Origin of the sequence: Hymenobacter perfusus (assembly GCF_003944765.1) — a bacterium.
Lineage (GTDB): Bacteria > Bacteroidota > Bacteroidia > Cytophagales > Hymenobacteraceae > Hymenobacter > Hymenobacter perfusus.
Window position 1 is genome coordinate 567046 of sequence record NZ_RWIU01000002.1, and the last position, 25148, is coordinate 592193.

The 25148-nt window shown below is 60.7% G+C and carries 22 protein-coding genes; 9 read left to right on the forward strand and 13 right to left on the reverse strand.

Going from position 1 to position 25148, the window contains the following annotated elements; all coding sequences use genetic code 11:
• Positions 1–49: 49 nt before the first annotated feature.
• A complete protein-coding gene (gene yihA, locus EI293_RS08545; RefSeq protein ID WP_125436710.1) occupies positions 50–667 on the reverse strand; it encodes a ribosome biogenesis GTP-binding protein YihA/YsxC in 618 nt (205 codons plus the stop codon).
• Positions 668–1114: 447 nt separating this feature from the next.
• Between yihA and EI293_RS08550 the strand changes: the two genes are divergently transcribed.
• The 4 genes from EI293_RS08550 to EI293_RS08565 all read left to right on the forward strand — a co-directional run bounded on the left by EI293_RS08550 (position 1115) and on the right by EI293_RS08565 (position 5807).
• Entirely contained in the window at positions 1115–3382 is a 2268-nt protein-coding gene (locus EI293_RS08550; RefSeq protein WP_246010582.1) for an OmpA family protein, read from the forward strand.
• A 129-nt stretch (positions 3383–3511) separates the two neighbouring features.
• Entirely contained in the window at positions 3512–4240 is a 729-nt protein-coding gene (gene ubiE, locus EI293_RS08555; RefSeq protein WP_125436711.1) for a bifunctional demethylmenaquinone methyltransferase/2-methoxy-6-polyprenyl-1,4-benzoquinol methylase UbiE, read from the forward strand.
• Positions 4189–5043 (forward strand): type IX secretion/gliding motility protein PorT/SprT, encoded by an 855-nt coding sequence (porT, locus tag EI293_RS08560; protein WP_125436712.1) that lies wholly within the window; start codon positions 4189–4191, stop codon positions 5041–5043. Before ubiE ends, porT begins: the two co-directional genes overlap by 52 nt.
• A 14-nt stretch (positions 5044–5057) precedes the next feature.
• Positions 5058–5807, forward strand: coding sequence for an SDR family NAD(P)-dependent oxidoreductase (locus tag EI293_RS08565; RefSeq protein ID WP_125436713.1), 750 nt, complete (start codon positions 5058–5060; stop codon positions 5805–5807).
• Between the two features lie 78 nt (positions 5808–5885).
• Here EI293_RS08565 and EI293_RS08570 read toward each other — a convergent pair whose 3' ends face one another.
• Both EI293_RS08570 and cdd read right to left on the reverse strand, forming a co-directional pair.
• Complete coding sequence (locus EI293_RS08570) at positions 5886–6551, reverse strand: alpha/beta hydrolase (RefSeq protein WP_125436714.1); 666 nt, start codon at positions 6549–6551, stop codon at positions 5886–5888.
• 96 nt (positions 6552–6647) lie between these two features.
• Positions 6648–7142, reverse strand: coding sequence for a cytidine deaminase (cdd, locus tag EI293_RS08575; RefSeq protein ID WP_125436715.1), 495 nt, complete (start codon positions 7140–7142; stop codon positions 6648–6650).
• 347 nt (positions 7143–7489) lie between these two features.
• Between cdd and EI293_RS08580 the strand changes: the two genes are divergently transcribed.
• Both EI293_RS08580 and EI293_RS08585 read left to right on the forward strand, forming a co-directional pair.
• Positions 7490–8866 (forward strand): saccharopine dehydrogenase C-terminal domain-containing protein, encoded by a 1377-nt coding sequence (locus EI293_RS08580; protein WP_125436716.1) that lies wholly within the window; start codon positions 7490–7492, stop codon positions 8864–8866.
• Positions 8867–8893: 27 nt separating this feature from the next.
• Positions 8894–9079: a hypothetical protein gene (locus EI293_RS08585; protein WP_125436717.1), complete on the forward strand. Its 186-nt coding sequence runs from the start codon at positions 8894–8896 to the stop codon at positions 9077–9079.
• Positions 9080–9093: 14 nt separating this feature from the next.
• Here the strand turns inward: EI293_RS08585 and EI293_RS08590 are convergent, their stop codons facing one another.
• From EI293_RS08590 to EI293_RS08625, 8 genes are all read right to left on the reverse strand, one after another.
• The gene (locus tag EI293_RS08590; protein WP_246010583.1) at positions 9094–9819 is read right to left on the reverse strand and encodes a tRNA1(Val) (adenine(37)-N6)-methyltransferase; all 726 of its coding nucleotides are present in this window, start codon (positions 9817–9819) and stop codon (positions 9094–9096) included.
• A gap of 12 nt (positions 9820–9831) precedes the next feature.
• Entirely contained in the window at positions 9832–10299 is a 468-nt protein-coding gene (gene rnhA, locus EI293_RS08595; protein ID WP_125436718.1) for a ribonuclease HI, read from the reverse strand.
• A 150-nt stretch (positions 10300–10449) separates the two neighbouring features.
• Positions 10450–12231 (reverse strand): chloride channel protein, encoded by a 1782-nt coding sequence (locus EI293_RS08600; RefSeq protein ID WP_125436719.1) that lies wholly within the window; start codon positions 12229–12231, stop codon positions 10450–10452.
• Positions 12232–12355: 124 nt separating this feature from the next.
• Positions 12356–13180, reverse strand: a complete 825-nt coding sequence (locus tag EI293_RS08605) for a mechanosensitive ion channel family protein (protein ID WP_125436720.1) — start codon at positions 13178–13180, stop codon at positions 12356–12358.
• A 138-nt stretch (positions 13181–13318) separates the two neighbouring features.
• Positions 13319–13729 carry a hypothetical protein gene (locus tag EI293_RS08610; protein ID WP_125436721.1) on the reverse strand — a complete coding sequence of 137 codons (411 nt, stop codon included), beginning with the start codon at positions 13727–13729 and terminating at the stop codon, positions 13319–13321.
• Positions 13702–14028, reverse strand: a complete 327-nt coding sequence (locus tag EI293_RS08615; RefSeq protein WP_125436722.1) for a hypothetical protein — start codon at positions 14026–14028, stop codon at positions 13702–13704. The genes EI293_RS08610 and EI293_RS08615 overlap by 28 nt, the downstream gene beginning before the upstream one ends.
• A gap of 54 nt (positions 14029–14082) precedes the next feature.
• Positions 14083–14517, reverse strand: a complete 435-nt coding sequence (locus EI293_RS08620; RefSeq protein WP_125436723.1) for a nucleoside deaminase — start codon at positions 14515–14517, stop codon at positions 14083–14085.
• A gap of 175 nt (positions 14518–14692) precedes the next feature.
• Positions 14693–17926: a PD-(D/E)XK nuclease family protein gene (locus EI293_RS08625; RefSeq protein ID WP_125436724.1), complete on the reverse strand. Its 3234-nt coding sequence runs from the start codon at positions 17924–17926 to the stop codon at positions 14693–14695.
• Positions 17927–18032: 106 nt separating this feature from the next.
• On the opposite strand from EI293_RS08625, the gene EI293_RS08630 reads away from it, so the two are divergent.
• Entirely contained in the window at positions 18033–18806 is a 774-nt protein-coding gene (locus EI293_RS08630) for a DUF2310 family Zn-ribbon-containing protein (RefSeq protein WP_170170312.1), read from the forward strand.
• Positions 18807–18812: 6 nt separating this feature from the next.
• Here the strand turns inward: EI293_RS08630 and EI293_RS08635 are convergent, their stop codons facing one another.
• Entirely contained in the window at positions 18813–20081 is a 1269-nt protein-coding gene (locus EI293_RS08635; RefSeq protein WP_125436726.1) for a TCR/Tet family MFS transporter, read from the reverse strand.
• A gap of 128 nt (positions 20082–20209) precedes the next feature.
• Here EI293_RS08635 and EI293_RS08640 point away from each other — a divergent pair, with 128 nt between their 5' ends.
• Positions 20210–20881: a zinc ribbon domain-containing protein gene (locus tag EI293_RS08640; RefSeq protein WP_125436727.1), complete on the forward strand. Its 672-nt coding sequence runs from the start codon at positions 20210–20212 to the stop codon at positions 20879–20881.
• A 28-nt stretch (positions 20882–20909) separates the two neighbouring features.
• Here the strand turns inward: EI293_RS08640 and EI293_RS08645 are convergent, their stop codons facing one another.
• Complete coding sequence (locus EI293_RS08645; protein ID WP_125436728.1) at positions 20910–24380, reverse strand: UvrD-helicase domain-containing protein; 3471 nt, start codon at positions 24378–24380, stop codon at positions 20910–20912.
• Positions 24381–24427: 47 nt separating this feature from the next.
• On the opposite strand from EI293_RS08645, the gene EI293_RS08650 reads away from it, so the two are divergent.
• Entirely contained in the window at positions 24428–25144 is a 717-nt protein-coding gene (locus EI293_RS08650; protein WP_125436729.1) for a hypothetical protein, read from the forward strand.
• Positions 25145–25148 lie beyond the last annotated feature (4 nt).

The following is a 25148-nucleotide window of genomic DNA, read 5'->3' on the forward strand; positions in this document are numbered from 1 at the left end:
AATTACGGGGCACAGAGGCCCGGCCGGGCATGGCAATTACAGGGCCAATCTACGCATTATCGGGCGTTTCGGCGAGCTGCCGGTTTATCTCCTGAATGAAATCCAGTACCTCGTCGCGGCCGGTTTTTTCCTCCGCCGACGTCACGAAATGCCGGGGCACCTCATCCCAGGTTTCTTCCATTTTCTGAATGTAGTCCACCACATTCTGCTGCGTGCGGGTACCCGATTGTTTGTCGGCTTTAGTAAATATCATTACAAACGGAATTCCCTCGCTACCCAACTGCTCCATAAATTCGAGGTCCACCGCCTGTGGCGAATGGCGCGAATCGACCAGTACAAAAACGCACGCCAGATTTTCCCGCTTGCGTAAATAGAAATTAATCATGCGCTGCCATTTCACGCGCGAATCTTTACTGACTTTGGCGTAACCATAGCCCGGTAAATCAACCAGATACCAAGTGTTATTAATAATAAAATGATTGATTAGCTGGGTTTTACCCGGCTGCGAAGAGGTCTTGGCCAGTCCCTTGTGGTTGGTGAGCATGTTGATGAGCGACGACTTTCCCACGTTGGAGCGCCCGATGAAGGCGTACTCGGGTAGTGTGGGGGCGGGGCATTCCTCCACGCGGGAGTTGCTCATCAGAAATTTGGCGTCCTGGATATTCATGTGGTAAGCGTAAGCTGAGGGGCAAAGGTAGATATTCGGCCGCAGCTCCGGAGATTCATGATTTTTTGGAGAAAAACCTTGTAATTTAAGTAGTCGAACTATATTTGTGCGTCCGGCAATGACTGCAGGAAAGGTTTTGGATGCGAATACTTTACTTCTTTTCGTCTGCGGAGCCAATTATTCTACTGAATTGGATGCGACCAAGTCCGTATTATAAAATTTCTATCTTTGCCCGCTTATTCCCCGGTTTGGGGAATGCTTTTTGTAGTCAAAATACGAAGCTAATCGCCTTTTTTTGCGCCCAGCTTCCCCTTTTTGTCTATCCCGCCTCAACCCTGAGGCGGGTTTTCAGTATAAGAGGCAACTCTTGAAAACCCACTCGCGCAATCGGCGTTTTGGGTGTTCACTCCCCCTTTGCAACTCCTTATTTCCCTAACCCCTCCAACAATGGACAACTTAGTCAGAAGGTTATTGAAAGCCTCGTGCGCCTTCGCGCTTACGGCTGCTATGGCCCAGCCTGCCCTGGCTCAGAGCACACGAAAGCAACTCAAGGCTGCCAATAAGTATTTTTCGCAAGAGAACTACCGGGCTTCGCTGCCTCTCTACGAGCAAGTGCTGGCCAAGGAGCCGAACAACGCCCAGGCGCTGTTCCGGGCGGGCATTGCGTACATGTCGTTCGATAAGGAAAAGGCCAGCGACTACATCTACAAGGCCCAGCGCCTGAAAAAGAATGTATCGAAGGATGTGGAGTACTGGCTGGGCCGGGTAGACCACCTGAACTATAACTTTGACGAAGCCATTTCGCACTTCCAGGCCTATAACGCCACGCTGAAAAGCAAGGATACGCGCAAAAAGGAGCTTGCTCAGCTGATTCAGCACAGCAAGAACGCCAAAGTGCAGTTCAACAGCCCCAAGGATATCTTCGTGAAAAACCTGGGTCCTACCATCAACACCCAGTGGTCGGAGCACAGCCCGGTAATTTCCAACGACGACAAGGTGCTGTTGTTCACTTCCCGCTCTGATAACATGAGCAATGCCCCGGCGGTAAACCCCGACGGCAAGGTGAACGACAAAAACAAGATTGCCGCCGACGGTCAGTACTACGAGAACATCTACGAAGCCAAGCGCATCGACGACGAGAACTGGGAGAAGCCCCGCTCGTTGAGCGGTGTGCTCAACGGCAAAGGCCACGACGCCTCCATCCAGGTGTTTGACAACGACACCAAGCTGCTCATGTACCGCAACGATGAGAACGGGGACATCCTGTACTCGGAGAAGTCGGGTACGGATTGGACGGAGCCCAAGAAGCTCAACAAGAACATCAACACGTCGGGCTTCGAGTCGGACGCTTACATCACGCCCGATGGCCTAACGATTTACTTCTCGACCAGCAAGTACTCGGAAGACAATACGCTGGACATTTATACCTCAACCCGCCAGCCCGGCGGCGACTGGGGCCCAGCCAAAACGCTCGGTAACGCCGTGAATACGGTGTACGATGATGACAGCCCGTACCTGAGCAAAGACGGCAAAACGCTGTACTTCTCGTCGCGTGGCCACAACACGATGGGCGGTTACGACATTTTCAAGTCGGACTGGGATTCGGTGGGCCGCAAGTGGGGCCGTCCCGAGAACATGGGCTACCCCATCAACACGCCCGATGACGACACGTATTACCGTCTGTCACCGGATGGTTCGTACGCCTACCTGTCGTCGTACCGCATTGGGGGCTACGGTGAGAAGGACATCTACACCATCAACTACATCAAGAATGCCATCATCCGGGGCCGCGTGCTGAGCATGAAGGACAGCACCGTCATTCCGGGCGTACAGCTGGTATTCAGTGGTACCCAGGCCGATAAAACGGCCCTGAGCTACAACGACGTAACCAAACCGGTAACCGGCGACTATCAGGTAAGCGTGCTTTCGGGCCGGACCTACCAGGTAGCCGTGTCGAAAGATGGTAAGAACATCGAAACTCAAGAGTTCCCCGTTCCGATTTCGACCAACGACTCGACCACGATTACCAAGGACTTCTACGTACCGTACGTGGATACTTCGGGAACCAACTTCGCTCAGCTGAAGCCGATTTACTTCGACACCGACAAGTACAAGCTGCGGCCGGAGTCGATTACGGAGTTGAACCGCATCAGCGAAGTGCTGAAGGCCAACCCCGGCATCAACATTTCCATCGAGGGTAACTGTGACTCGCGGAACACGGATGAGTACAACATCGTACTCGGCCAGAACCGCGCCGACGTGGCCTATAACTACCTGAAGAAGTCGGGTATTGCGGAAACCCGCATGGTGACGGTAAGCTACGGTGAGCGTCGTCCGGTAGCCGCCAACGACTCGCCGGAGAACATGCAGCTCAACCGTCGCACCGATTTCCGCGTGATTCTGAAGGAAGGCGAAACGATGCCGAACATGACGGCTCCCGCGCCTACCTCGGGTGCTAACTCGACCAACTCTACGAACTCTTCCACCACCGGCACGCGCACCACGGTGCCGCTGCAGCCCGGCAAGAGCAAAGCTAAACTGCCCGACGGCACGAAGGTGAAAACCAAAGTGGACGAGGACAGCGACAAAGTGAAAGTGAAAACCAAAGGCCCGAACGACGAGAAGAGCAAGACCGTAACCAAGGACGGGACTATCGACTCGAAGGCGAAGGATGCCGACGGTAGCAAAACCAAAGTGAAGACTGACAACGACTAAGCTGCCGTCTTCAGCGTTTAAAACGGGTCGGGCCAGTAGCCCGACCCGTTTTTTTTTAACATAATGCGGGGTGGACCGTTGTATTTGGGCAATTTTGCCCGAGTTCCCCCGTTCTTCGCCCTGAGAAGTATGTCCGTAGTACCCTACAAAGACGACGCCGCCGACAAAAAGTCCCAGGTGGCCCACATGTTCAACAGCATTGCCGGCAAGTATGACTTCCTGAACCACTTTCTGAGCGTGGGCACGGACATCTACTGGCGCCGCAAGGCTGTGGACGAGCTGAAGCAGCTGCGCCCGGCCCGGGTGCTGGACATTGCTACCGGCACCGCCGACTTTGCCATCGAAACCCTGCGGGCCGCCACGCCCGACGCCCAGATTACGGGCGTGGATATTTCGGAAGGCATGCTGGAGGTGGGCCGACGCAAGCTGGAGCAGAAGGGCCTTGGTCACCGCATCCGGCTGGAACTGGGCGACTCGGAAGCCCTGCCGTTTCCGGATAACCACTTTGATGCCGTGACGGCCTCGTTTGGGGTGCGCAATTTCGAGAACCTGGAAAAGGGCCTTTCGGAAATGCATCGGGTATTACGGCCGGGCGGGAAGATGGTGGTGCTGGAGTTCAGCAAGCCCACGGCCTTCCCCATGAAGCAGGCCTATAACTTCTACTTCAAAAACATCTTGCCGGTATTCGGCAAGCTGATTTCTAAAGACCGCGCCGCTTATACGTACCTGCCCGAATCGGTGCAGGCTTTCCCGGATGGCCAGGAGTTTCTGGCGATTCTGCGTAAAGTTGGCTTTACCTCTCCCGCATGGCAACCCCTCACGTTCGGCATCAGCTCCATTTACACCGCTCAAAAATAATGCGGCTGGCCTTGGCGGCAGCAGCTCTGGTGATACTGCCGCTGGGGGCGCAGGCCCAGAAAAAAAGCCTGAGTGGCGCGAGTAAAGGCAAAAATGGCCGGGTGAAGTCGGTGACGGTGAACAACCTGCCGGGTTACGATGACCGGTGGCTACACCTAGGCATGTACGTGGCCCCCAACTTCTCGCGCTATAAGATTGAGCAGTCAGCGGAAGCTTACCCCCGCGTTGTGAACGGCCAGAATGTACCTGGTACTGGCGTATCGGCCAACTCGGTGGTAAGCCCCGGCGGCTCGGTAGGCTTTCTTGCCGACCTGCGGATTGGGAATTACGGCGCGCTCAATTTTGCGCCCGGCGTAAGCTTCCTCACGCGGCGCATTGAGTTCAAGCCTTACGGCTACTCCCAGAACCTGCAGCAGTACCCCAACGACCCGGAAGAAATTGCGGACCAGGAAATAGGGACGACTCAGGTAGATTTTCCGTTGCTGTTCAAGCTGAAATCGGAACGGCGGCGCAACTCCCGGGTGTACATCATTGGGGGAGTAAAGCCGAGCTTCACGATTGGTGGCCGCAAGAAGGACGGGGAGATTACGCTGCTGGAAGCCGGCCGCTCGGATTTTGCCATTGAATATGGCGTGGGCATGGACCTGTTTTATCCATTCTTCAAATTCTCGCCCGAGTTGCGCTTCTCCCACGGCCTGACCAACTTGTACGTGCCCGGCAACACCGATGTGTATAGCCGCAGCCTGCAGGGTATGAAAAGCAACACCGTCACCCTGTACCTCAATATCTGGTCGGGCCGCTAACCCTGTTTTCTCACATGACCAAAACTGCGTTTATCACCGGGGCCTCCTCGGGAATTGGCCGGGCTACGGCCGTGGCGCTGGGCAAAACCGGCTTTCAGCTGGTATTGGCGGGCCGCCGCCGGGAACGGCTGGAGGAACTGGCCCGGGAGCTGAGCGAGGTGCCCACACATCTGCTCACCTTCGACGTGCGCGACCGGGCTGCCGTGGAAACGGCGGTACAGAGTCTGCCTGCTGAATTTCAGGAGGTGGATGTGCTCATCAACAACGCCGGCAACGCGCACGGACTGGCCCCTATCCAGAGCGGCAACCCTGCCGACTGGGACGATATGCTGGATGGCAACGTGAAGGGTCTGCTGTACGTGAGCCGGGCCGTGCTGCCCGCCATGACAAGCCGCAACACCGGCCACATCATCAACATCGGCTCTATTGCCGGGTACGAGGCGTATGCCAACGGCAACGTATACTGCGCCTCCAAAGCCGCCGTAGCTTCCCTGACCAAGTGCATGCGGCTGGATCTGCTGCCCCACCACATTCGGGTGGCCGAGGTAAACCCCGGAGCCGTGGAAACGGAGTTTTCGGCAGTTCGCTTCAAAGGCGACACGGAGCGGGCGGCCAAGGTGTACGACGGGTTTGAGCCGCTGCGGGCCGAGGACATTGCCGATGTCATCCAGTTCATGGTCACGCGGCCGGCCCACGTCAATATTGCCGAGGTACTGATTCTGCCCGCCGCCCAGGGAGCCGCTACCACTATTCGACGGGAGTAAAGTTTCAAAAGTCGACAGCGAGAAAGCCCGCGGGTCAGCTCTTTTGAGCCGGCCCGCGGGCTTTCTCGCGTACTGTATTTATTGATGCGCCTGCTCCGCCAGCTGGGTAAGCGTAGGGCCATGCAGTGTGTGTTTGCCAGTGAACTGCACTACTGTGGCTTCCACGCCTATCCGCTGCAGAAACCCCCGTTGCTGGCGGAGAGCCTCAGCGGTAATAAACTCGTCCTCGGTGCCGCACACCAGCGTGACGGGCAGCTTATGCAGCAAGTTGGTGGCAGCGGGCAACGCCATATCGGGTGGAAAGGCACCGGCCCATAGGATAAGATGAGCCGGCCGGAAAGCCGCCTGGGCCAGCCAGCGGCTGACGGTGGCAGCGCCCTGCGAAAACCCCAGGACCGCCACGGCAGCATCGGGGGCAGCCTGGGCCAGCAGCCGCTCGGCCAACTGGTTGAGGTAGGCCACGTAGTCGTCGATTTCCGTCAGTCGGTCTTCCCGCGTCATCCAGGTAGCACCTATCCGCCCGCCGGTTCCCTGCAAATAGAACCTCGACAGGCCTTCCGGCGCAATAATGACCAAGTGCGGATCGGCGGCCGTGAGGTGGGCAAAGTGCCGGATGAAATACGCCGCCAACTGGCCGTAGCCATGGGCCACAAACCATACCCGCCGCGTTGTCACGGCTAACTCGCCCAACTGGTAGTAGCGCGCCGTGCGGGTGACCGGAAAATGCTGTTCCTGCGCGAGCATATAGGAAATCAGATGCAGTAGTGAAGCAGTGAGTTTGACGCGTTGGCGGCTCCGGTCGAAGTAATCAGCAAGAAAAACCCACCAGTTCCCCGGTTTCTATTTCGTCGCTGGCAAATCATCGGCGGTGAAGCCGAAGGGGAGCAGGTCGGAGAGGGAGCGGAAGCGGTAAATGCTGCCATCGGGGCCGGGCAGGAGCAGCGGAATAGCCTGCTGCTGGCGGTGCTCGTACTCCACCATCACTTGGCGGCAGGCCCCGCAGGAAGTCACCGGTACAAAGTCGCCGTTGGCGGGGCGGGCGGCCACGGCCATGCCCACAATGCGGCGCTCCGGCTGCGTGGCAGCCAGTCCGAATAAGGCCGTCCGCTCGGCGCACAGGCCCGAAGGATAGGCGGCATTTTCCTGATTGGTACCCCGGAAAACCGAACCATCGTCGAGCAGCAGGGCAGTGCCTACGTGGAAGTGGGAGTAGGGCGCGTAGGCTTGGTCGGTGGCCGCGCGGGCCGCTTGCCAGGTGGTAGCTTCGGCGGGAGTAAGTTCGGCTTCGGAAGCCACCACCTCTACGGTAATGGTCAGGTGAAGGGGATGAGCCATCGGGGGAGACAAAGAACGGCCCGGCACCGGCACGCGGCCCCGGGGAGTGAAAAGGGGCGGCGAATGTACAACTTTTTGCCGAACGCAATGGGAAATATGATAGAATGTGCGGAATGAGACAAATGTGGATGATGTGGAAAGACAGTGAAGCAGGAGGACGGGGGCGGCAGATACGGCTTGATGCCTGACTGCTGCCAGGCCGGTATAGCCTGCACGAAACGGCAGCCGCTCCATCTGGCTGGCATCTGATAGCCATGTGTTGCCGGCCGCATTGGCTGCGTTCCGGCCGTCGTTCCCGGAATCTCCCCGATATTGGCGGTTCAGTTCTCCCACCTTCCTTCCCACCCATGACTCGTATTCTGCTCCTCGGTGCCGGCCGCTCGGCCTCCTCGCTTATTCAGTACCTGTTGCGCCATGCCGCCGCCGAAAGCTGGCACTTGACCGTGGCCGATGTGCAGCCCGCTCACCTGGTACCCGTACTGGCCGCGCACACCGAATATGCCCGCGCCATACCCTTCGATGTGCACGATGAAGCGCAGCTGGAGGAACTGGTGCCACAGGCTGATATCGTGGTTTCCATGCTGCCGGCGCTGTTTCATGCGCCCGTGGCGCGGGCCTGCGTGCGGCACCGGCGGCACCTGGTCACGGCCAGCTACGTGAGCGAGGAAATCCGGGCGCTGCACGCCGAGGCGGAAGCGGCCGGCGTCACGGTGCTGATGGAATGCGGCCTCGACCCCGGCCTCGACCATATGTCGGCCATGCGCATACTGGCCGATATTCGGCGGCGCGGGGGCCGGCTGACGTCGTTTAAATCCTATTGCGGCGGACTGCTGGCCCCGGAATCGGAAGGGGAAAATCCGTGGCAGTATAAATTTACCTGGAACCCGCGCAACGTGGTGCTGGCCGGCCAGAGCACGGCGAAGTTTCTGGAAGCCGGCCGTCTGCGCTTCATTCCGTATCAGCAGCTATTCGCCCGCACGGAACTGCTCACGGTGCCCGGGTTTGGCGAGTTTGAAGGCTACGCCAACCGCGACTCATTGAGCTACCGCGCGCCCTACGGTCTGGAGGCCATTCCCACGATGCTGCGCGGCACTCTGCGCCGTCCCGGCTACTGCGCCGCCTGGCACGCGCTGGTACGCCTGGGCCTCACCGATGACACCGTACATCTGGCCAACCCCGCCACCCTGACGTGGCGGGAACTGCTGGAAGCCTACCTGCCTGCCACCACTACCGCTGCCGACGTGGCCAGCCGCGTGGCCGCCTACCTCCAGCTCGACCCGCAAGGTCCGGAAATGCAGCGTCTGGCCTGGCTGGAGCTGTTTTCCGACCGGCTCGTGGGTCTGCCCGATGCCACGCCGGCCCAGCTCCTGGAAAAGCTGCTCACCGAAAAATGGGCGCTGCAACCCCACGACAAGGATATGATTGTGATGCAGCACCAGTTCGAATACGAGCTGAACGGCCGGCAGTACGCGCAAACCTCCTCGTTGGTGGTGCTGGGCGACGACGCAGTGCATACTGCCATGGCTAAAACCGTCGGGCTGCCCGTGGGCATGGCCGTACGCCGGCTGGCCCAGGGCCGACTGACCCGGCGCGGCGTCGTCATTCCCACGCTGCCGGAGGTGTACGAGCCCATTCTGACTGAGCTGGAGCTGGACTACGGCATCCGGTTCGTGGAGGAAGAGCATGTGCTGCCGATGGCAGAGGCTGCGGCTATCAGGAAATAACCCGGCCCGTCGAGCGTTGAAGGTCCCATGAGCTACTATCTGCGGTTGCTCACACTGGGCTCCCTCACGGATCTGTGCGACAAAACAACGGTGCTGGCCGACGGCCGGGTGCTGCGCCGGTACGCCGCCTCCGAGTTCAACCAGCTGGCCGGCAACCTGCTCGACGCGCTGCACCAACAGAAACTCAGCACGCTGGCCGAGCTGCTGCCCTGACCAAACGCCCCCGGCTACAACGCCAGATAAAACGGCCCCAGCAGCTCCCGAAACTCCACCGAATAGTCTTCGGAGCCGGCTTCATGTAGCCAGAGCGTCCGGGTGTCCACGACGGTGTCCGGCTGGTGGCCGAAAGTGGTAATGTGGCGCAGGGGCTTGCTGCCCGGGCGGTGGTGCAGTACCAGTCGGGCCGTGGGGAACAGACCGGCCCGAGCCGCTTCCCGCTCGAACTGCTGCATTTCCGGGGGTGGCAGCAGTACCGTGAGCTGGCCGGCGGGGGTGAGAAACGCCGCCGCAAATTCGGCCAGCTCCGCGAAGGTCAGAGAGTCGGCGGCGGTGTGGCGGGCGGTGGTGCGCCGGGCGTCGGGGGAGCGGAGGGAGTTGCGGAAGAAGGGCGGATTACACAGGATGCCGTCGAAGGCCGCCGGGTGGGTGGCGGCCAGCTGCGCCAGCGGCATGGCGTGCAGCGTCAGCCGGTCGGCCCAGGGACTGGCCGCAAAGTTGGCCCGGGCCTGCGCGGCGGCGGCCTCGTCCAGCTCTACGGCTTCAATCCGGGCTTCGGGGTTGCGCTGGGCGGCCATCAGGGCCAGCAGGCCGGTGCCGGTACCGATGTCCAGCAGGCGGGTAGCCCCGGCCACAGCGGCGGCGGCCCCAAGCACGCAGGCATCGGTGCTCACCTTCATGGCGCAGGCACCCTGCTCCACGCGGAACTGCTTGAACCGGAAATAGTCGTTGGGCATCGAAACCGAAGGCTACGCGCGCTGCCGCTCAATCAGCTCGTAGCCCTCATCCGTCAGCAAGGGGCCGCGGGTGGCGCTATGCACGGCCAGCTGGTCGCACCGTTCGTTTTCAGGGTGTCCGTTGTGGCCGCGCACCCAGCGGAACTGCACCGTGCGCTGTTTGTACACCTTCACGAAGCGCCGCCACAGGTCTTCATTGGCTTTCTTGCCGAAATCAGGCTTGGTGAGCCAGTTGAATACCCACTTCTTCTCCACCGAATCCACCACGTACTTTGAGTCGGTAACGACGGTAATGGGCAGCTCGGGACGGTTGATGGCCTCAAGGCCCACAATCACGGCCAGCAACTCCATACGGTTGTTGGTGGTGAGGCGGAAACCCTGGGTCAGCTCCTTTTCGTGCTGGCCGAAGCGCAGAATGGCCCCGTAGCCGCCCGGCCCTGGGTTGCCCCGCGAGGAGCCATCGGTGAATAAGTAAATCAAGCGGAAAGCGGTAAAAGCCGGAAAATCCCCGCAAGGTACGAAGGGGGGAGTGTCGAATGGGTGAATGGCTGGATTGTCGGATGGTACTTATTTGGCCTGATCCGACAATTCAACCATTTATCAGTTCAACAGTCCACCTACCCATCCACCTCACTCACTCTCCTTGATCAGCTGGCGGCGGTAGTTGGCCAGGATGGTGGATTTGAGCAGGAAGCCCAGATACCGGTCATTGAGGTCGAGGACGGGCAGGGCCCACGCGCCGAGCTGTTCCATGCAGCGCAGCGTGTCCAGCAGCGTATCGTCGGGGCGCACGATGGCGGGCGGTTCGTGCATCAGGTCCCGCACGCGGGTGGTGTTGTAGTGCTCGTCGTCGAACAAGGCGTCGCGCACGGTATCGAGGCTGATAATGCCGTGCAGGTGGCCTTCGGCATCTACCACCGGAAACAGGTTGCGGGAGGCGTGCCGGAAGGTGGTCACCAGCTCTCCGAGCGTATCCTCAGGTTGCACGGGCAGGAAATCGGTCTGGAGCAGGCTGCGCACGTCCAGCTGAGCCAGCAGGCCCCGGTCCCGGTCTTGGTTCACGTACACGCCCTTCTGCACCAGCTTGCGGGTGTACACCGAGTACGGCTCGAAGTAACGCGTAATCAGGTAGGAGCCCGAGGTGACTACCATCAAAGGCACAAACAGCGCGTAGCCGCCGGTTATTTCGGCAATCAGGAAGATGCCAGTAAGTGGGGCGTGCACCACGCCGGCCAGCGTGCCGGCCATACCCAGCACAATGAAATGGACTTCGGAAATGGGATAGAGGCCGCTCAGGTTGATAAGGCGGGCAAACACGAAGCCGCACAGCGCGCCCGCAAACAACGACGAGCCGAACATGCCCCCGTTGCCGCCCGAGCCGATGGTGATGGTGGTAGCCACCACTTTCAGCAGCATACTACCCGCCGCCACCAGCAGCACCAGCCACGCGCTCTGGTCGTCAAACACGTCGAACAACGAGCCGTCCACGAGCTGCCCGGCGTGGCCGCCTAGCAGCAGCTGCACAATGTTGTACCCCTCGCCATAGAGCGGCGGAAACAGAAACACCAAGCCGCCCAGGGCCAGGCCACCCAGCAGTACCTTGCGGAAGGTGCCCGGCAGCTGCTCAAAATACGAATCGGCCCAGAAGTACACCCGGATCATGTATACCGACAGCAACGCCGTGAACACGGCCAGCATCAGGTACAGCGGCACGGCATCTACGGGCCAGCTGGTGGTGATGAGTACGAACGGCTGCCCGGCATACAGGGCCTTGGAAACTACCGTGGCCGTGGCCGAGGAAATCAGCAACGGCACGAAATACGCCGCCGACAGTTCCGAGAGAATCACTTCGACTGCAAACAGTACCCCCGCAATGGGGGAGTTGAAGATGGCCGCCACGCCTGCCGCCGCGCCGCAGCCCGTGAGCAGCCGCCGCTCCCGCCGCCCGATGCGCAGAATGCGCGACACGTTGGAACCCATTGCCGAGCCCGTAACCGAAATCGGGGCTTCCAGACCTGCCGAGCCCCCGAACGTAACCGTCAGAAACGACGAAACCAGCTGCGAGTACAGCTTGCTGCGCGGCACTATGCTGCCCTGGCGGGCAATGTTGTAGATGATCGGACCGATGCCCCGGCCCAGGTTACCCCCGAGGAAATACCGCGTAAACAGCACCGTGAGGGCAATACCGATAATCGGGTATAGCGAGTTGGTAAATACCCGATACTGCATCGGTACCCAACTGCTGAGGCCCTGCTGCGAGTCATGCACCAGCGTTTTGAGCACGACGGCCGCCAGGCCCGCCAACGCCCCCACCAGCATGCTCACCAGAATCAGGTACACCCGGTCGCTGAGGTGACGGGCCCGCCACAGCAGGAGCGGGCGGAGCAGCCGGTGAATGGTGTTTTTAGGCATGGGCGCGCTGGGGGTGGACGGCAGCCGAAGGAGGTGGTCTGCAACCTAACGAAAAGTTCGGCGGAATGGGTATTAAGTTCCCTCCGGAATGACGTTCTGAAGGGAACTCCCTATTTCCCCATCATCATCCCGCCAGCGCAGGAACTCCCAGGCCGGCCCCGACGAGTTCCTGCTTGACCTGCTGCATCAGGCGGCTTTTTAGTTGGAGCACGCCCCGGCGGTAATCCTCCGAGTCGGCCCAGAAATACACGCGCAGGTCGGCGGTGGTGGCCCCGGCTTTTTCCAGGTTTACGTAAGGCGCACGCGGCGACTGTTGCACCTCCGGCACGGTGCGCAGGTAGTGTAAGATAATATCGGTGGCCACGTCAGGAGTAGTATCGGCGCCGAGGTCGACGCTGAGTAGGAATTCCTGGCGCAGGTTGCCGTCGCGGGTGTAGTTGATGAGTGGCTCCTTGAGCACCATCGAGTTGGGCAGGAAAATGTGCTTGCCGTCGAAAGTGCGGATAAGCGTAATACGCAGATTCAGGGCCTCTACGTGGCCCACGAGGCCTTTGATTTCCACCGTGTCGTTGATGTGGAAGGGACGGTTAAAGGCCAGGATTACGCCGGCCAAGAAGTTCTCGGCAATATCCTTGAAGGCGAAGCCCACAATAAACGCCGACACGCCCGCCGCACCCACCAGACTTCCCACAATGCCCGAAAACCCCAGAATATTAAGCGCAATGAGCAGGCCGAGCAGCACCATTATCCACTTGCTGATATTGGCCAGAAAGTCGGCCAGCAGTGGGTCGGCGGAGCGGCTGCGCAGTCGCCCGCCCAGTAGCGCGCTGACGCGGTTGGCAATGAAAACGGCCGCCACCAGCAACACCAGGGCCACCAGTAGTTTGGGCAGCACAAACAGAAAGTGTTGCCAGTAAGTAGAAAGGACGCGGTGCAGATCCTGAATCATAAGCGGAAAGGTTGAGCTGAGTAAAATGCCGCCGCTAGCGAAAAAGCAGCTAAAGCAAAGCCCCACGGGCGTGCGCCAGCGGGGCCAGAATACAAGGCTATACGCAGAAAAAGACCCACCAGGTTAACTGAATTGTCTTCAGACCCGGGCCGGGCGGTTCATCCAACGCCAGAAAATCAGCCCACCCAGGGCGTAGGCCACCACGTCCAGCCAGTCGGCCGTGACGCTGGCACTGAACCGGGGCCAGATGCCTTCGAACCAGATGGCAGTAAACAGCCAGCAGCTGAAAATCCAGCTCGTGGGGAGCACAAACTGCGGCTGCCGGAAGTAGTAGCGGCGCATCCACCAGAGCATCAGGGTGAGTTCCAGCGGCAGGGTCAGCACGTCGGTAAGCTGGCCGTTGAGGAAGGTAGGCCACCAGGCCAGGTGCAGCAGCGGGCCGCCGCGCTTCTGGGTGAGAGCCAGCAGGTACAAACCCACGCCCGCCCAGAACAGCGGCTGGCGCAGCTCGGCCGGCAGTTTCAGCCGGCCAGTATCGTTACCAACCATAAGACAAACGCCATGAGTGCCCCAAACGCCAGTTGTCCGCCCCGGATGAGGTGCTTGAAGAACCGAACCAGCGGCTTGTCATCGGGCTTGATTTCGATGAGCATAAGGGACGACACCGGCCGTTGGGCCAGGGCCTCCCGCTCCTGCTCGCTGCGCAGGCGCTGTGGGTCCAGCAGCTGCCCGCACCGCTCGCATTGGTCGGTGGTCAGCTGCTGCCAGTTGCTCCAGTACCCGCAGGCCGGACATTTTTTGGTGGCTTCCAACGTGGTGAAGTTGTGAAGAGTGAACAGAACGGCCATGCTTCGAGAATCTCAGCATGACCGTTCCGGAGTTTTCAGGCACAGCCTAAGGCATTACAGCTCCATAATGTCCTCGTTCCAGAGCGTGGGCTCGTCGGCAATGAAGTCCTGCATCATCTGCACGCACTCGTCCAGGTTCAGGTCCACTACTTCCACGCCGTGGCTTTCCAGAAACGCCCTAGACTCGCCAAACGTGCGCGATTCGCCCACCATCACCTTTGGGATTTTGAACTGCACGATGGTGCCGGCGCACATGTAGCAGGGCATCAGGGTGGTGTAGAGCACCGTGTCGCGGTAGCTGCGCTGGCGGCCGGCGTTGAAGAGGCAGTCCATTTCGCCGTGCTTGATGGGGTTATCCTCCTGCACGCGCTTGTTGCGGCCCCGGGCCACCAGCTTGCCGTCGCGCACCAGCACCGAGCCGATGGGAATACCGCCCTCTTTACGTCCTTGCCGCGCTTCGTCGATGGCGGCCTGCATGAATTCGTCCATAGTCTGTTCGGTTTTTGGTTGGGGGTTTTGGGTTTTGGCGGGCCCGGTCCGGCGGCTGGAAGCCGTCGGACCGGTTTAAGCACGCTGAGGTTGTTACATCATCGTATGGAAGTCAGCTAACGACAATCGGCCCGACGGCTTTCAGCCGCCGGACCGGGGGCGATAAGATAGCCCATTACCGCGCGCAGATTCCCCGGTACGGGCAATACTGGCACTTGTCCAGGTCGTCGGTTTTGCGGATGGGCTCGGCGGGGTCGAGGATGCGGCGCACCAGCTGGCCCAGCAACTGCTCGCTGTGCTGGAGGAAATCCTGGCCCTCGGCGGTCAGAAAGCCCATATCGGCCGACATGGGGCCGGCTCCGAGGTTGCGCAGGGAAATGATGGCGGCGTCGGCGGCGGGCCGGCCCTGCTGGGCCAGCAAAAAGCGGTAGAGCCAGAGCTGGCGCACCTTGTCGGCGGCGGGCGTGGCGTCGGTGAGCAGGCGCTCCACGGCCTGGGCGGGCGTTTCGCCGCGCTTCAGCAGCTGCAGGTGGGATTTTTCCACCAGGCCGGTTTTGTAGTCCACCACCCGCAGGCGGCCGTCGGGGAGCTGGTCTACGCGGTCGGCAAAGCCCACCAGACTCACGGGTAGCTTCTCGCCGTCGGGCAGGGCCACGTACACGGTGGCCTGCAGACCTTCTTCCAGGCTCTGAATGCGGAGCGGCAGGGCGTCGGGCTGGTCCGGCAGGCTTTCGAGGTAGCGACGCACCAGCTGCCCGGCCACCTGGCCCAGCACGTGGTTGAGGCCCTCATCGGCACGGGCGTGGCGGTCGGTTTCTTCCTTGCGCAGGGCTTTGGCCACCAGTACGGGGGCCAGCTGCACAAGGCTGGGAATGTCGGCGGCGGTCAGGGGTGGGGCCTGCGGGTTGTTCTGCTGCACAAAGGGCGTCAGCAGTTCCTCCAGGGCCTCGTGGACTACCGTCCCGAAACCATCCGGCCCCAGGGCTTCCTCTACTTCCTCGGTTTCGCGGAACCGGGCAATCCGCTGTAAGTAAAACTGCAAAGAGCAGCCCAGGTACTGGTTCAGGCCCGTGGGCGACAGGCCTTTGGTGAGCAGCTCCCGGAGCGCCAGCAGCATGCCCGCATCCTTTTCCAGCGTCAGATCGGTGGAGAGCTTTGGGGTACTGGTGGCCGGGTAGTTTTCACTCGGGGCCGGATGATTTATACCCGACGTCGGGTGATTTTTACTCGGGCTCGGGTATAAATCATCCGACGTCGCGTCTTTTTTACCCGGGCTCGGATGATTTTCATTCGACGTCGCGTCTTTTTTACCCGAGCCCGGATGATTTTCACCCGACGTCCTGTCTTTTTCACCCGGGTTCGGATAAAAATCATCCGGTACGGTCAGGGCTTCCGGTTCGGCCGTGTTCGGGTCGATTACTGCTTCGGAGGTCACCGTCAGATCCAGCAGCTCCAGGGCGGGGTTCTGCACGGCCAGGTCGTGCTCAATCTGAAGCAGGAAGCGGCTCCGTTCGCCGGTGCGGGTGCCCTCGGCCCCGGGCAGAATGTGCAGCAGATCTACCTGCTGGGCGCGCTGGAGCAGCCGCCAGAACTGGTGGGCAGTGGCGGCCTCGTGGTCGGCGTAGGTGGGCAGGCCGAAGGTGGTCAGCACATCGTAGGGGAACAGCGAGCTGTGGCGCTTGGGGGCCGGCAGCACGTTCTCGTTGCAGCTCAGGATAATGACGTGGTCGAAGTCGAGGGCGCGGGTTTCCAGCAGGCCCATCACCTGCACGTCGGCAATGGGCTCCCCGCTGAAGGGCAGGCGGGTGTTCTTCATCTGCTCGTAGAGAAACCGCCGGAACGAGCGCACCGACAGCCGCTGCTCCCGGCAGTCAAACACCGAATCGAGCCGCTTGACCAGGGTGAAGAACAGGTACAGGTACTCGGCCTCAATGGCGGAATGCTGATCCTGGTAGGCCTTTTTGAGCAGCTCAATGAGCGAGTAGCAGGCCTGAATGATGTCGTCGCAGTTGTCCCAGGTGGCAAACAGGGTGCGTAGCAGTTCGTGGCCCTGGCCCAGCTCCAGCAGCTCCTCGGCCGTGAGCAGCACCGCGTGACGCTTGATGATGGCGCGGCACACGGTATCGAGCAGGCCCGGCTGCTTCGTTTCCGGCTGCTTATCCAGCCAGAGCTGGTAGCGGCGCAAAAACGGGTGCTGAAGCAGCTTGCTCACGGCCAGGTGGTGGTAGCGTGGCACGCCGTAGCCGGTTTCCGGGGAACCCTCGCGCACGCCGGTCAGGTGCACCTCAAACAGCAGATCCACGAGGTTGAACAAAGGCGTACTCTGGAAATTGAGGCCCATGGTCACGTTGTACTCGGGCACCTCCTGCGGGGGCAGGCCGTGGAGCACGGGCAGCAGCAGGGTTTCATCGGGCAGCACCACGGCCACGGTGGCGCGCGGGTTACGGCGGCGGGACTCGGCCAGGAGCTGACCGGCTACTTTGCCCTGCATGGAGGCGTTGGCCACGCCCACCAGCCGCACCGTGCGTGGCAGCTGGCGCAGCAGCTCGGCCGGCCCCCCAAAGTTTTCCCAGGGCAGATCCAGGCGGTCCTGGTACTGGCGCAGGTGCTGGCCGGCGCGGTTGGGCGAGCCGAACTCCAGGTAAAACGCGTCGCCATCGAAGTATACCTCGGCCCGGCCCGCCTTGCGCAGCCGCCGTACCAGTCGCTCCTCCGCCTTCGACAAAAAGCCCAGCCCGATGAACACATGGTGGGGCAGCGTTTCGCCGGCTTCCAGCCGCTCGCGTACCCGGCGCTGGGCCAGGCGGTAGGCTAGGCCGGGGTAGGCCAGGCGGTCCTGCTTCATGCGCCGCTGGAGGCGGTAATACACTTTTTCCAGGTCGTCCCAGAAGCGGAAGTAGGCCGTGGTGGTGCTCTGGGGCGTGAAATCGTCGCCCAGGTTCCAGCGTTCCAGCGCTTTGGCCTGACTCAGGTACTCGAATACCTTGCGGGGCGAGGCCAGGTTCTGATCGAGGCTGGAGAAGTCCTGCAACAGCAGCGCCGACCACCCCACGAACTGGTCGAATTCCAGCCGGGGGTCAATTTCGCGCATGATTTCGAACAGTAGCAGCTGCAACGCAATGGGTTCCTCCACCTGCACGCCGGCCAGCTCCACCATGTAGTCTTCCATGGCCGCAATGCGGGGGCTCCAGAGGGCCTGCCCGGCCTCGGCGGCCAGGCTCAACTCGTTCTGCAGGTACACCACCGCCCGGCGCGTAGGCACCACCACCACCAGGTCGGCCAGCTCACCGGTAGGCCCGTACTGCGCCACCAGCTCCCGGGCCATGCGCCGCAGAAAGGGCGTGGCATCGGGTAGAGGCAGTAGGGCGGGGGAAAGCGGGGTGGGGGCAGCGGTAGGGGCGGTTAGCATAGGGTAGGAAGCAGAATCGAATAACTAAAGGTACGTTACCTTGGGTGCAGAATCCGCTTGTATGTGGTACTGGGCGGTGTATAGGGTAGATAACAAACAGCAGATTATGTTTATTCAGGAAGTTTCACTCAACATCCACGGAGCTGACCCGGACGATGTCTATCAGGAGATGGATTTGTTGCTGGGCCTGTATCGGCAAAGTGGGCAGAAGCAGGGGAAAGTAGAAACTCAGTACACAGCTAGCGGCCGGATAGTAGCGTTACCCTACACGCTCGAAGTCGATTCGTTGGCGACCTGCTATAACAACGACTATGTGAACCGGCAGCTTGACCGCTTACAGGAGCTTACCGGCCAGGCAGTGCATATTCAGTGCATGGGAGCAACTGGTCCCGAGCCGCTAGCTAACGTCTGCCAGTGCCCTACCACCCCGTTTTATCTGCTCCACACCGACTACGTTACGCTGCTTTCACCAGTACGGTGCGGTGGCTGTAACGGTAGCGTTCCGCTATATCGTCTGCGATGCGGGGGAGAAACCTCTTTTTACTCGCTGCTGAGCTGGGAAACCAATTATCAGTCGTGTGACAGTTTGCAGATGAACTGCACGGTAGGGGAGCGGTGGGCCACCCGGCAGTTATCCGATATTCATTCTGCCTTGTCAAAAGAAGGAAGGGGGCTGGCTGCCGAACTTGAAGCTGTAACCGGAGTGCCGGTATACTACTACTTATATAACTACCGGGCGCTTTCTCTGGCGAAAGACCAGCAGCGGCCTTGTCCGGTATGTGGGCAGCCATGGCTGCTATCCGAACCATTGCATGACCGGTACGACTTTCAATGTACAACGGACCGGCTGATATCAGAACTTACAAGCAATAGCCATTGAGAGCCCCTAATGCCCCACTACTGCCGGCTCTACCTCGGCCGGTCCGGCGGCTGGGGCCACATAAGTAGCCAACGTCCGCACGGCCAGCAGCAGGCTGATGAGAATGAGCACGGTGCCCAGGATAAAGGGCGCGCCGGGAAAATATACCGGGGCCTTAGGGCCGGTGAAGTAGGAAAACAGGTTGGTCATCAAAGGCGGCCCAACGATGGAGGTGAGGCTCATCAGGCTGGTGAGGGCGCCCTGTAGCTCACCCTGCTCGTTGCCCGGCACCTGGCCCGAGATAATGCCCTGCAAGGCCGGCCCCGAGATGCCCGCCAGGCAGTACGGCACCAGAAACACGTACATCATCCAGCCTTTGGTGGCGAAGGCAAACAGCAGAAACCCCACCGCGTACAGCAGCATGCCCACAAATACCGAGCGTTTTGGGCCCAGGGCCGGGTTGATGCGCCGAATCAACATGCCCTGCACAATGGCCACCAGCAGCCCAATAGCCGCCAAGGAGTATCCTACCTGGTTGTTATCCCATTTGAATTTCTCGATGACGTAGTACGTCCAGTTCGTTTGGGTGGCGTGGGCGGCTATGTAAATACAAATCAGCGACGATACCAGCCCGGTAATGACGGGGTAGCGCTGCAGCATTCGGAGGGAGCCCAGCGGGTTGGCCCGCCGCCAGTCGAAGGGCCGGCGGCGCTCCGCGGGCAGCGACTCAGGCAGCACGAAGAAGCCGTAGAGCAGGTTGAGCAGGGTGAGCCCGGCGGCGGCCAGAAACGGCACCTTCGGCCCGAAATTCACCAATTGGCTACCCAGCAGCGGCCCGATGATGAAGCCCAGCCCGAAGGCCGCCCCAATCATACCGAAGTTCTGGGCCCGGGTTTCGGGCGTGCTGATATCGGCAATATAGGCGGAGGCCGTGGTGAAGCTGGCTCCCATCACGCCCGCAATCAACCGGCCCACAAACAGCCAGCCGATGGTGGGCGCGAAGGCCAGCAGCACGTAATCGAGGGTGAAGCCCAGCAGCGACAACAGCAGCACCGGCCGCCGCCCGAACCGGTCGGAGAGGTTGCCCATAACCGGCGAAAACAGGAACTGCATGATGGCAAAGGCAAAAATCAGCCAGCCGCCCACTCGGGCCGCGTCGCTGACGGTGCCGCCGGTCAGGTGCCGGATCAGGGTGGGAATCACCGGAATGATGATGCCAATGCCCGTGACGTCCAGCAGCAGGGTGAAGAAGATAAAGCCCAGTGCAGCTTTCCGGGGAGGAGAGGTGGCAGTCATAGAGTAGTATCAGGGAGGAGCTGCAAAGTTACGGGTTTGCCACCCGGCCGTTTCGGAAATATTCCGTTCTTTGGCCCGTCTCGCCCATTTTACAGGGAAGCAATATTCGTCACGTATTCAACCGGTTCATGATCTTTATTTATGGTACGGGCACTTCGCGCCTGCTCTCGGCTCCATTGCCCACGCTGGCGTGCGCGCACTGCGGCACCCAGGGACAACTAAGCGTCACGGTTTTTTCGCGCTATGCGAGCCTGTTCTGGATTCCCGTTTTTCCCTTCGGGAAAATCAGTGTGACCGTCTGCAATCATTGCAAGCAAACCCTGACATCCAAGGAGCCGCTGCCCGAAACCTACCGGCTACCCGTGCAGACGGTGCAGCAGAATGCTCCCATGGCTTTCTCCAATTTTGCCCTGCCGCTGCTGCTAATGGCGGGGATGGTGGCGGTTTTTCTCCTGGCTCAGTTTGGACCGGACCGGAAGCGCGGGTCGGCTGAGAAGGCCGCCAGTGCCACCACCATGCAGGACGATGACGCCGGCGTTACGCTGGGAGCCCGCTACAAAATGCGGGGTACTGCCGGTACCACTGGCTACGCGCTCATGGAAGTAACCCGCCTGACCGACGATACGGTGTACTACAAAACCACCGGAATGCTACGCAACGAGCCGACGGCGGCCAATGCTACCGTGGCCCTGCGTGATTCCGTGCCTCCGAATTCGGATAAGGGCCGTTACCCTCGCAAGATGTGGCATTTCCTGGTAGCAGGGCAGGGAATGTTTCGCCCTCTTATCCTGACGGAGTAAGGAGCACCTGCCGCCTGCTGCTCGCCGTCTACGCGTCCCACTGCTGCACTTCCTGGGTGGTGAAGTAGTAGAGCACGCAGCGCACCTGGCCAAACCCTAGCTGCCGGAACAGGCCCGCGTACTGCTGCAGCGGCTGGCGGTGGCGGGCTTCGGCGGGCGGGAGTTTGAAATCGAGCAGCACCACGCTGGGGCGAGAGGCGCCGGGCGCGGCCTCAAATACGATGCGGTCGGGCTTATAGTCCTGCTTGCGGGTGCCGCCCACTAGAATCTCCCGCTCCGCCTCGGCCACCACATCGGGTCCGAAGTAAGCGGCTAATTGCGGGTGTTCGGTTACCTCGTGCAGGCGGCGTAGCAGCTCCGGCTTCTCCCGGCTGCTGATGATGCCCTCGGCGGCCAGCTGGGCCACCACGCGTTCCACCTCGCTGGCCTGTTTTACCCGGCGCAGGGCGTAATGCAGGCGGCGGTTCCACTCGCGCTGCTCCTGCTGCTCATCAAAGTCAAACACGGTGTTGGCGTGCTGCTTCAACCGCAGGCGCTGCTCCCAGGGCGTGCTAATGAGGTTTGTCAGCGTCAGCGTTGTTGGTTGTTGGTTGTTGGTTGCTAGTTGTTGGCTGCTGGCGGCCTCAGCGCTGCTCATTGCTGATTGCTCACTGCTCAGTACATACGCCATTTGCTCCGGTTGCCATTGCTGGGTACTGAGCAGGTAGCGGTGCAGCAGCTCGGCCACGGTGGTGGCGGGCTTATCGGAAACGGGGGCTTCCTCGCCGTCTTTGCCGGCCCTGGTGGGCTTAGGCTGCCGGCTGATGACGTAGAGGCGGTGCCGGGGGCGGGTGAAGGCTACGTACAGCATGTTCAGGCCCTCCAGAAACGTCTTTTCCAGCTCCTGGGTGTACTGCTGGGCCAGCGGCGTGTATAGCAGTGCCTCCCGCTGGGGCAGCACAGCAATGCCGGGCATCTCGGCCACCGGCCGGTCGGTGGGCTCGGGCAGGCGGCCCCACAGCAGCGTGCCCAGGTGGGGGCGCAACGACCAGTCGGCAAAGGGCACCAGCACCACACCGTAGGCCAGGCCCTTGGCCTTGTGCACGGTGGTGATGATGATGGCGTTGCGGCCGGCCGGGGCGTTGATGCTGAGCGCGCTTTTCTTCTGGTCCCAATAAGCCAGGAAGTTGTTGAGGTTGTTGCCGAAACGCAGGCTGTACTCCAGCGTCAGGTCCAGAAAGCGGAACAGGTACTCGCGCTCTGCCACCCGGTCCAGCAGCCCAAACAGCCCGATCAGGCGTTCCGTTAGCTCGTACAGGCCCAGGTTGCCAGTTTCACGCTCCTGCACGTCGTAGCCCAATGCCCGCAGCTCGTCGAAAAACGGTTCGGCCGAGGGCTGGTTCGCCAGCTCGGCCCAGCGGCGGGCGCGGTCGGGGGTGGGCAGCTGCCCCCGCACCACCCGGTCTACCAGCAGCAGGGCTTCGGCGCGGGCCAGCGTATCGGCGGGCTGGTTGAGCACCCGGAACAACGCCACCAGCAGGTTCACCACCTCCGCAAACTCCAGCGACAACGAATCGGCCGATATAATGTCGTAGCCGCGCTCCTTCAGGAATTTGGCGGTGCGCCGGCTTTGGTCGCGGCGGCGGCAGAGCACGGCAATATCCTGGAGCCGGAACCCGTCGGCCACGGCCCGTTCCACCAGTTGCAGCGTCAGGTAGAGGGTGCTTTCGTCATAGTCCAGCGTCTGACCGGGCAGGTAGCCGGGCAGCGGCTCGGTCGTGAATGTGCCTAGGGCCGCATCATAGCGGCAGGCCGGGGCGTCATCCGCAGTGAAAAGAAGTTCGACGTGCGCCCCGGCGGTTCCCTTGCCCGTGGCAGTAGGGGTCTGCTGCACGAAATCGGCGTCGTAAATGGCCTGCACCAGCGGTAGGGCGGCGTGCGACTGACTAACCTGGCTGAAAAACTGGTTGTTGAAGTTGATGATGCCCTGGCCGGAGCGGTAGTTGATGTTCAGGTTGCGGGGTTCCAGGGCCTGGTCGAGGGTGAGGTAGCGGCCGGCCAGCAGCTCGCGCAGGTCGGGGTCGGCGAGGCGGTTGTAGAGGTGGCTGGTCTGGCGCTGGTACAGGCGCAGAATCTGCTCCATCTCGCCCCCGCGCCAGCGGTAGATGGCCTGCTTGGCGTCGCCCACGGCCAGGCTCAGCTGTCCGTCGCCCAAGGCGTTTTCCACCAGCGGCAGCAGGTTATTCCACTGGAGCACGGAGGTGTCCTGAAACTCATCGATGAGCAGATGGCGGTACCGGTCGCCCAGCCGCTCGTACAGAAACGGCACCGGCTCGCGCAGCACAATCTGGGCAATGCGCCGGTTGAACTCGGCAATGAGCACCACGCCCCGGTCGCGGCTCAGCTGGTCCACCGACTTACTCAGCTCACTCAGCAGGCTCACCTGAAACACGTAGGGCAGCATGCCCGTCACCAGCAGATAATCGGGCAGCAAAGCGGCGCGCAGGGTTTGCAGCTGCCCGAAGGCCTGCGTCAGCAGGGGCGCGGCGGCATCCACGGCCTCGCGCAAAGGGCCTTTCTTGGACTTGGCGCTGCTCCAGTCGCCCGATTCCACCGGCTTCAGGGCGGTGGAGGTGGGGAAGCTGGCCCCGGCGGCGGGCACCTCCAGCCAGCGCGCCCAGTTGCTGAAGTGGCCGTACACGCCGTTGCCGCCCCCGGCCAGGTGCTCGGCCTCCAGGCCGTGCGCCGCCAGCGTTTCCAAAGCCACGGCGGCCGGCTGGCGCACTAAGTCCTCAATTTCCTGCTTGCGCAGCCGCAGGGTCTCGTGCAGGCGGCGGTAGTCCTGCATGCTGAGCTGCTGCAGCTGCTCCACGGCCTCGTGGACCGGCTCGCTGAGCAGAAACTGCCCGAACTGCACCAGCTCATCGGGCAGATTGTTCCAGCTGCGGCCTTCCTCAGCTTTGTTGAGGGCGAAATCGGAAATGGTGCGGGAGAGCAGGGCCGCGTTCGGGTCGCGGTTCACGCGGTCCAGCAGCAGCGCCACGGCATTCTGCAGCACGGTGGCGCTGTCCAGCTCCACCTCAAACGTAGCCGGCAGCCCCAACTCGCGGGTAAACGCCGTCACGATGCGCTGCACAAACGAGTCGATGGTGCTCACCGCAAAATCGGCGTAGTGGTAGAGGGCCAGCCGGAACGTGGCCGTGGCCCGCTCCCGCAGTACCCGCTGCCGCTCCTCGGGCGTGGTCAGGTGGGCCAAGGGGCCTTCCTGGGCCAGCTCGTCGGCAATTTCGGTGAGCAACGCGTCGGTGGCACCGGCGGGCAGGCGGGCAAACTGCCGCAGCGCCCCCAGAATCCGCTCCTTCATTTCCCCGGCCGCGTCGTTGGTAAACGTAATGGCCAGAATGCTCTTGAAGTACCCCGCCTCCTCGGTGGCCAGCGCCAGCTTCAGGTATTCCTTGGTGAGCTGGTACGTTTTGCCGGACCCGGCGGAGGAGGAGTAAATGCGGAAGGTGGCGGGCATTGGGGGGACGGGTTATTGCAAAAGGTCTAGTTTATCCCGCTATTAGCGTGATGAAATATAAAGCAGATTTAACGGCTATAAACTGGCTTGAAATTGGGGAACAGCCTGTGATTAAGGGGGGATTATTCCGAGTAGCCAACGCGCTTCCAGATGTTTTTGAAGCTTATATTGCTCTGCTGCCTGCCATCGGGCTGATTGAAGGATTTCCGTTTGACCAAATCAGTTTAAAGGACAACTCAATCGCTCAGACCAATCAGAACGCTGCTATCTGGGGTGAATATGGAATTCATGATGCTCATCGCACTCCAGACTATAAACCAACAGTTTTCCGTGAGCTAGCAAATCAATTCAAATTGCCATTTGACGTTACGCTACTGAGCAGATTGGACTGGGGCAAGCGCGGATTTGCAATAGATTGGACGCGGACCGCTAACTCACTAAAGGCATTGTTAAATGCACTGGCTACTGGTAACGACTTGTCTCTCTATATTGAAGATTACTGGCGATGGGCAGAAATTCATGAAATTCTTCCTACAACTGATGAAGTTTTATATGAGGTAAATGCAGAAGATTTTTTGGGATTCATGACACAATCTTTCTTCGATGCCACCTTGTATCTTTTCCCGGAAGACAGGAGTTGGTGCTTGGTTAATATAGAAGATTGTAACGTGATGATAATTGGGACGGATAGAGCTACTGCGGCCATGATTGCCAAAACCTATTCTTTGGAAACGATTGACTTATTATACGAGAGTCCAATGTAATTCC

Excerpts from the sequence above, each read along its gene's own strand:
- yihA (WP_125436710.1), bottom strand. The coding sequence starts at position 667 with ATGAATATCCAGGACGCCAAATTTCTGATGAGCAACTCCCGCGTGGAG.
- EI293_RS08550 (WP_246010582.1), top strand. The coding sequence starts at position 1,115 with ATGGACAACTTAGTCAGAAGGTTATTGAAAGCCTCGTGCGCCTTCGCG.
- ubiE (WP_125436711.1), top strand. The coding sequence starts at position 3,512 with ATGTCCGTAGTACCCTACAAAGACGACGCCGCCGACAAAAAGTCCCAG.
- porT (WP_125436712.1), top strand. The coding sequence starts at position 4,189 with ATGGCAACCCCTCACGTTCGGCATCAGCTCCATTTACACCGCTCAAAA.
- EI293_RS08565 (WP_125436713.1), top strand. The coding sequence starts at position 5,058 with ATGACCAAAACTGCGTTTATCACCGGGGCCTCCTCGGGAATTGGCCGG.
- EI293_RS08570 (WP_125436714.1), bottom strand. The coding sequence starts at position 6,551 with ATGCTCGCGCAGGAACAGCATTTTCCGGTCACCCGCACGGCGCGCTAC.
- cdd (WP_125436715.1), bottom strand. The coding sequence starts at position 7,142 with ATGGCTCATCCCCTTCACCTGACCATTACCGTAGAGGTGGTGGCTTCC.
- EI293_RS08580 (WP_125436716.1), top strand. The coding sequence starts at position 7,490 with ATGACTCGTATTCTGCTCCTCGGTGCCGGCCGCTCGGCCTCCTCGCTT.
- EI293_RS08585 (WP_125436717.1), top strand. The coding sequence starts at position 8,894 with ATGAGCTACTATCTGCGGTTGCTCACACTGGGCTCCCTCACGGATCTG.
- EI293_RS08590 (WP_246010583.1), bottom strand. The coding sequence starts at position 9,819 with ATGCCCAACGACTATTTCCGGTTCAAGCAGTTCCGCGTGGAGCAGGGT.
- EI293_RS08600 (WP_125436719.1), bottom strand. The coding sequence starts at position 12,231 with ATGCCTAAAAACACCATTCACCGGCTGCTCCGCCCGCTCCTGCTGTGG.
- EI293_RS08605 (WP_125436720.1), bottom strand. The coding sequence starts at position 13,180 with ATGATTCAGGATCTGCACCGCGTCCTTTCTACTTACTGGCAACACTTT.
- EI293_RS08610 (WP_125436721.1), bottom strand. The coding sequence starts at position 13,729 with ATGGTTGGTAACGATACTGGCCGGCTGAAACTGCCGGCCGAGCTGCGC.
- EI293_RS08615 (WP_125436722.1), bottom strand. The coding sequence starts at position 14,028 with ATGGCCGTTCTGTTCACTCTTCACAACTTCACCACGTTGGAAGCCACC.
- EI293_RS08620 (WP_125436723.1), bottom strand. The coding sequence starts at position 14,517 with ATGGACGAATTCATGCAGGCCGCCATCGACGAAGCGCGGCAAGGACGT.
- EI293_RS08625 (WP_125436724.1), bottom strand. The coding sequence starts at position 17,926 with ATGCTAACCGCCCCTACCGCTGCCCCCACCCCGCTTTCCCCCGCCCTA.
- EI293_RS08630 (WP_170170312.1), top strand. The coding sequence starts at position 18,033 with ATGTTTATTCAGGAAGTTTCACTCAACATCCACGGAGCTGACCCGGAC.
- EI293_RS08635 (WP_125436726.1), bottom strand. The coding sequence starts at position 20,081 with ATGACTGCCACCTCTCCTCCCCGGAAAGCTGCACTGGGCTTTATCTTC.
- EI293_RS08640 (WP_125436727.1), top strand. The coding sequence starts at position 20,210 with ATGATCTTTATTTATGGTACGGGCACTTCGCGCCTGCTCTCGGCTCCA.
- EI293_RS08645 (WP_125436728.1), bottom strand. The coding sequence starts at position 24,380 with ATGCCCGCCACCTTCCGCATTTACTCCTCCTCCGCCGGGTCCGGCAAA.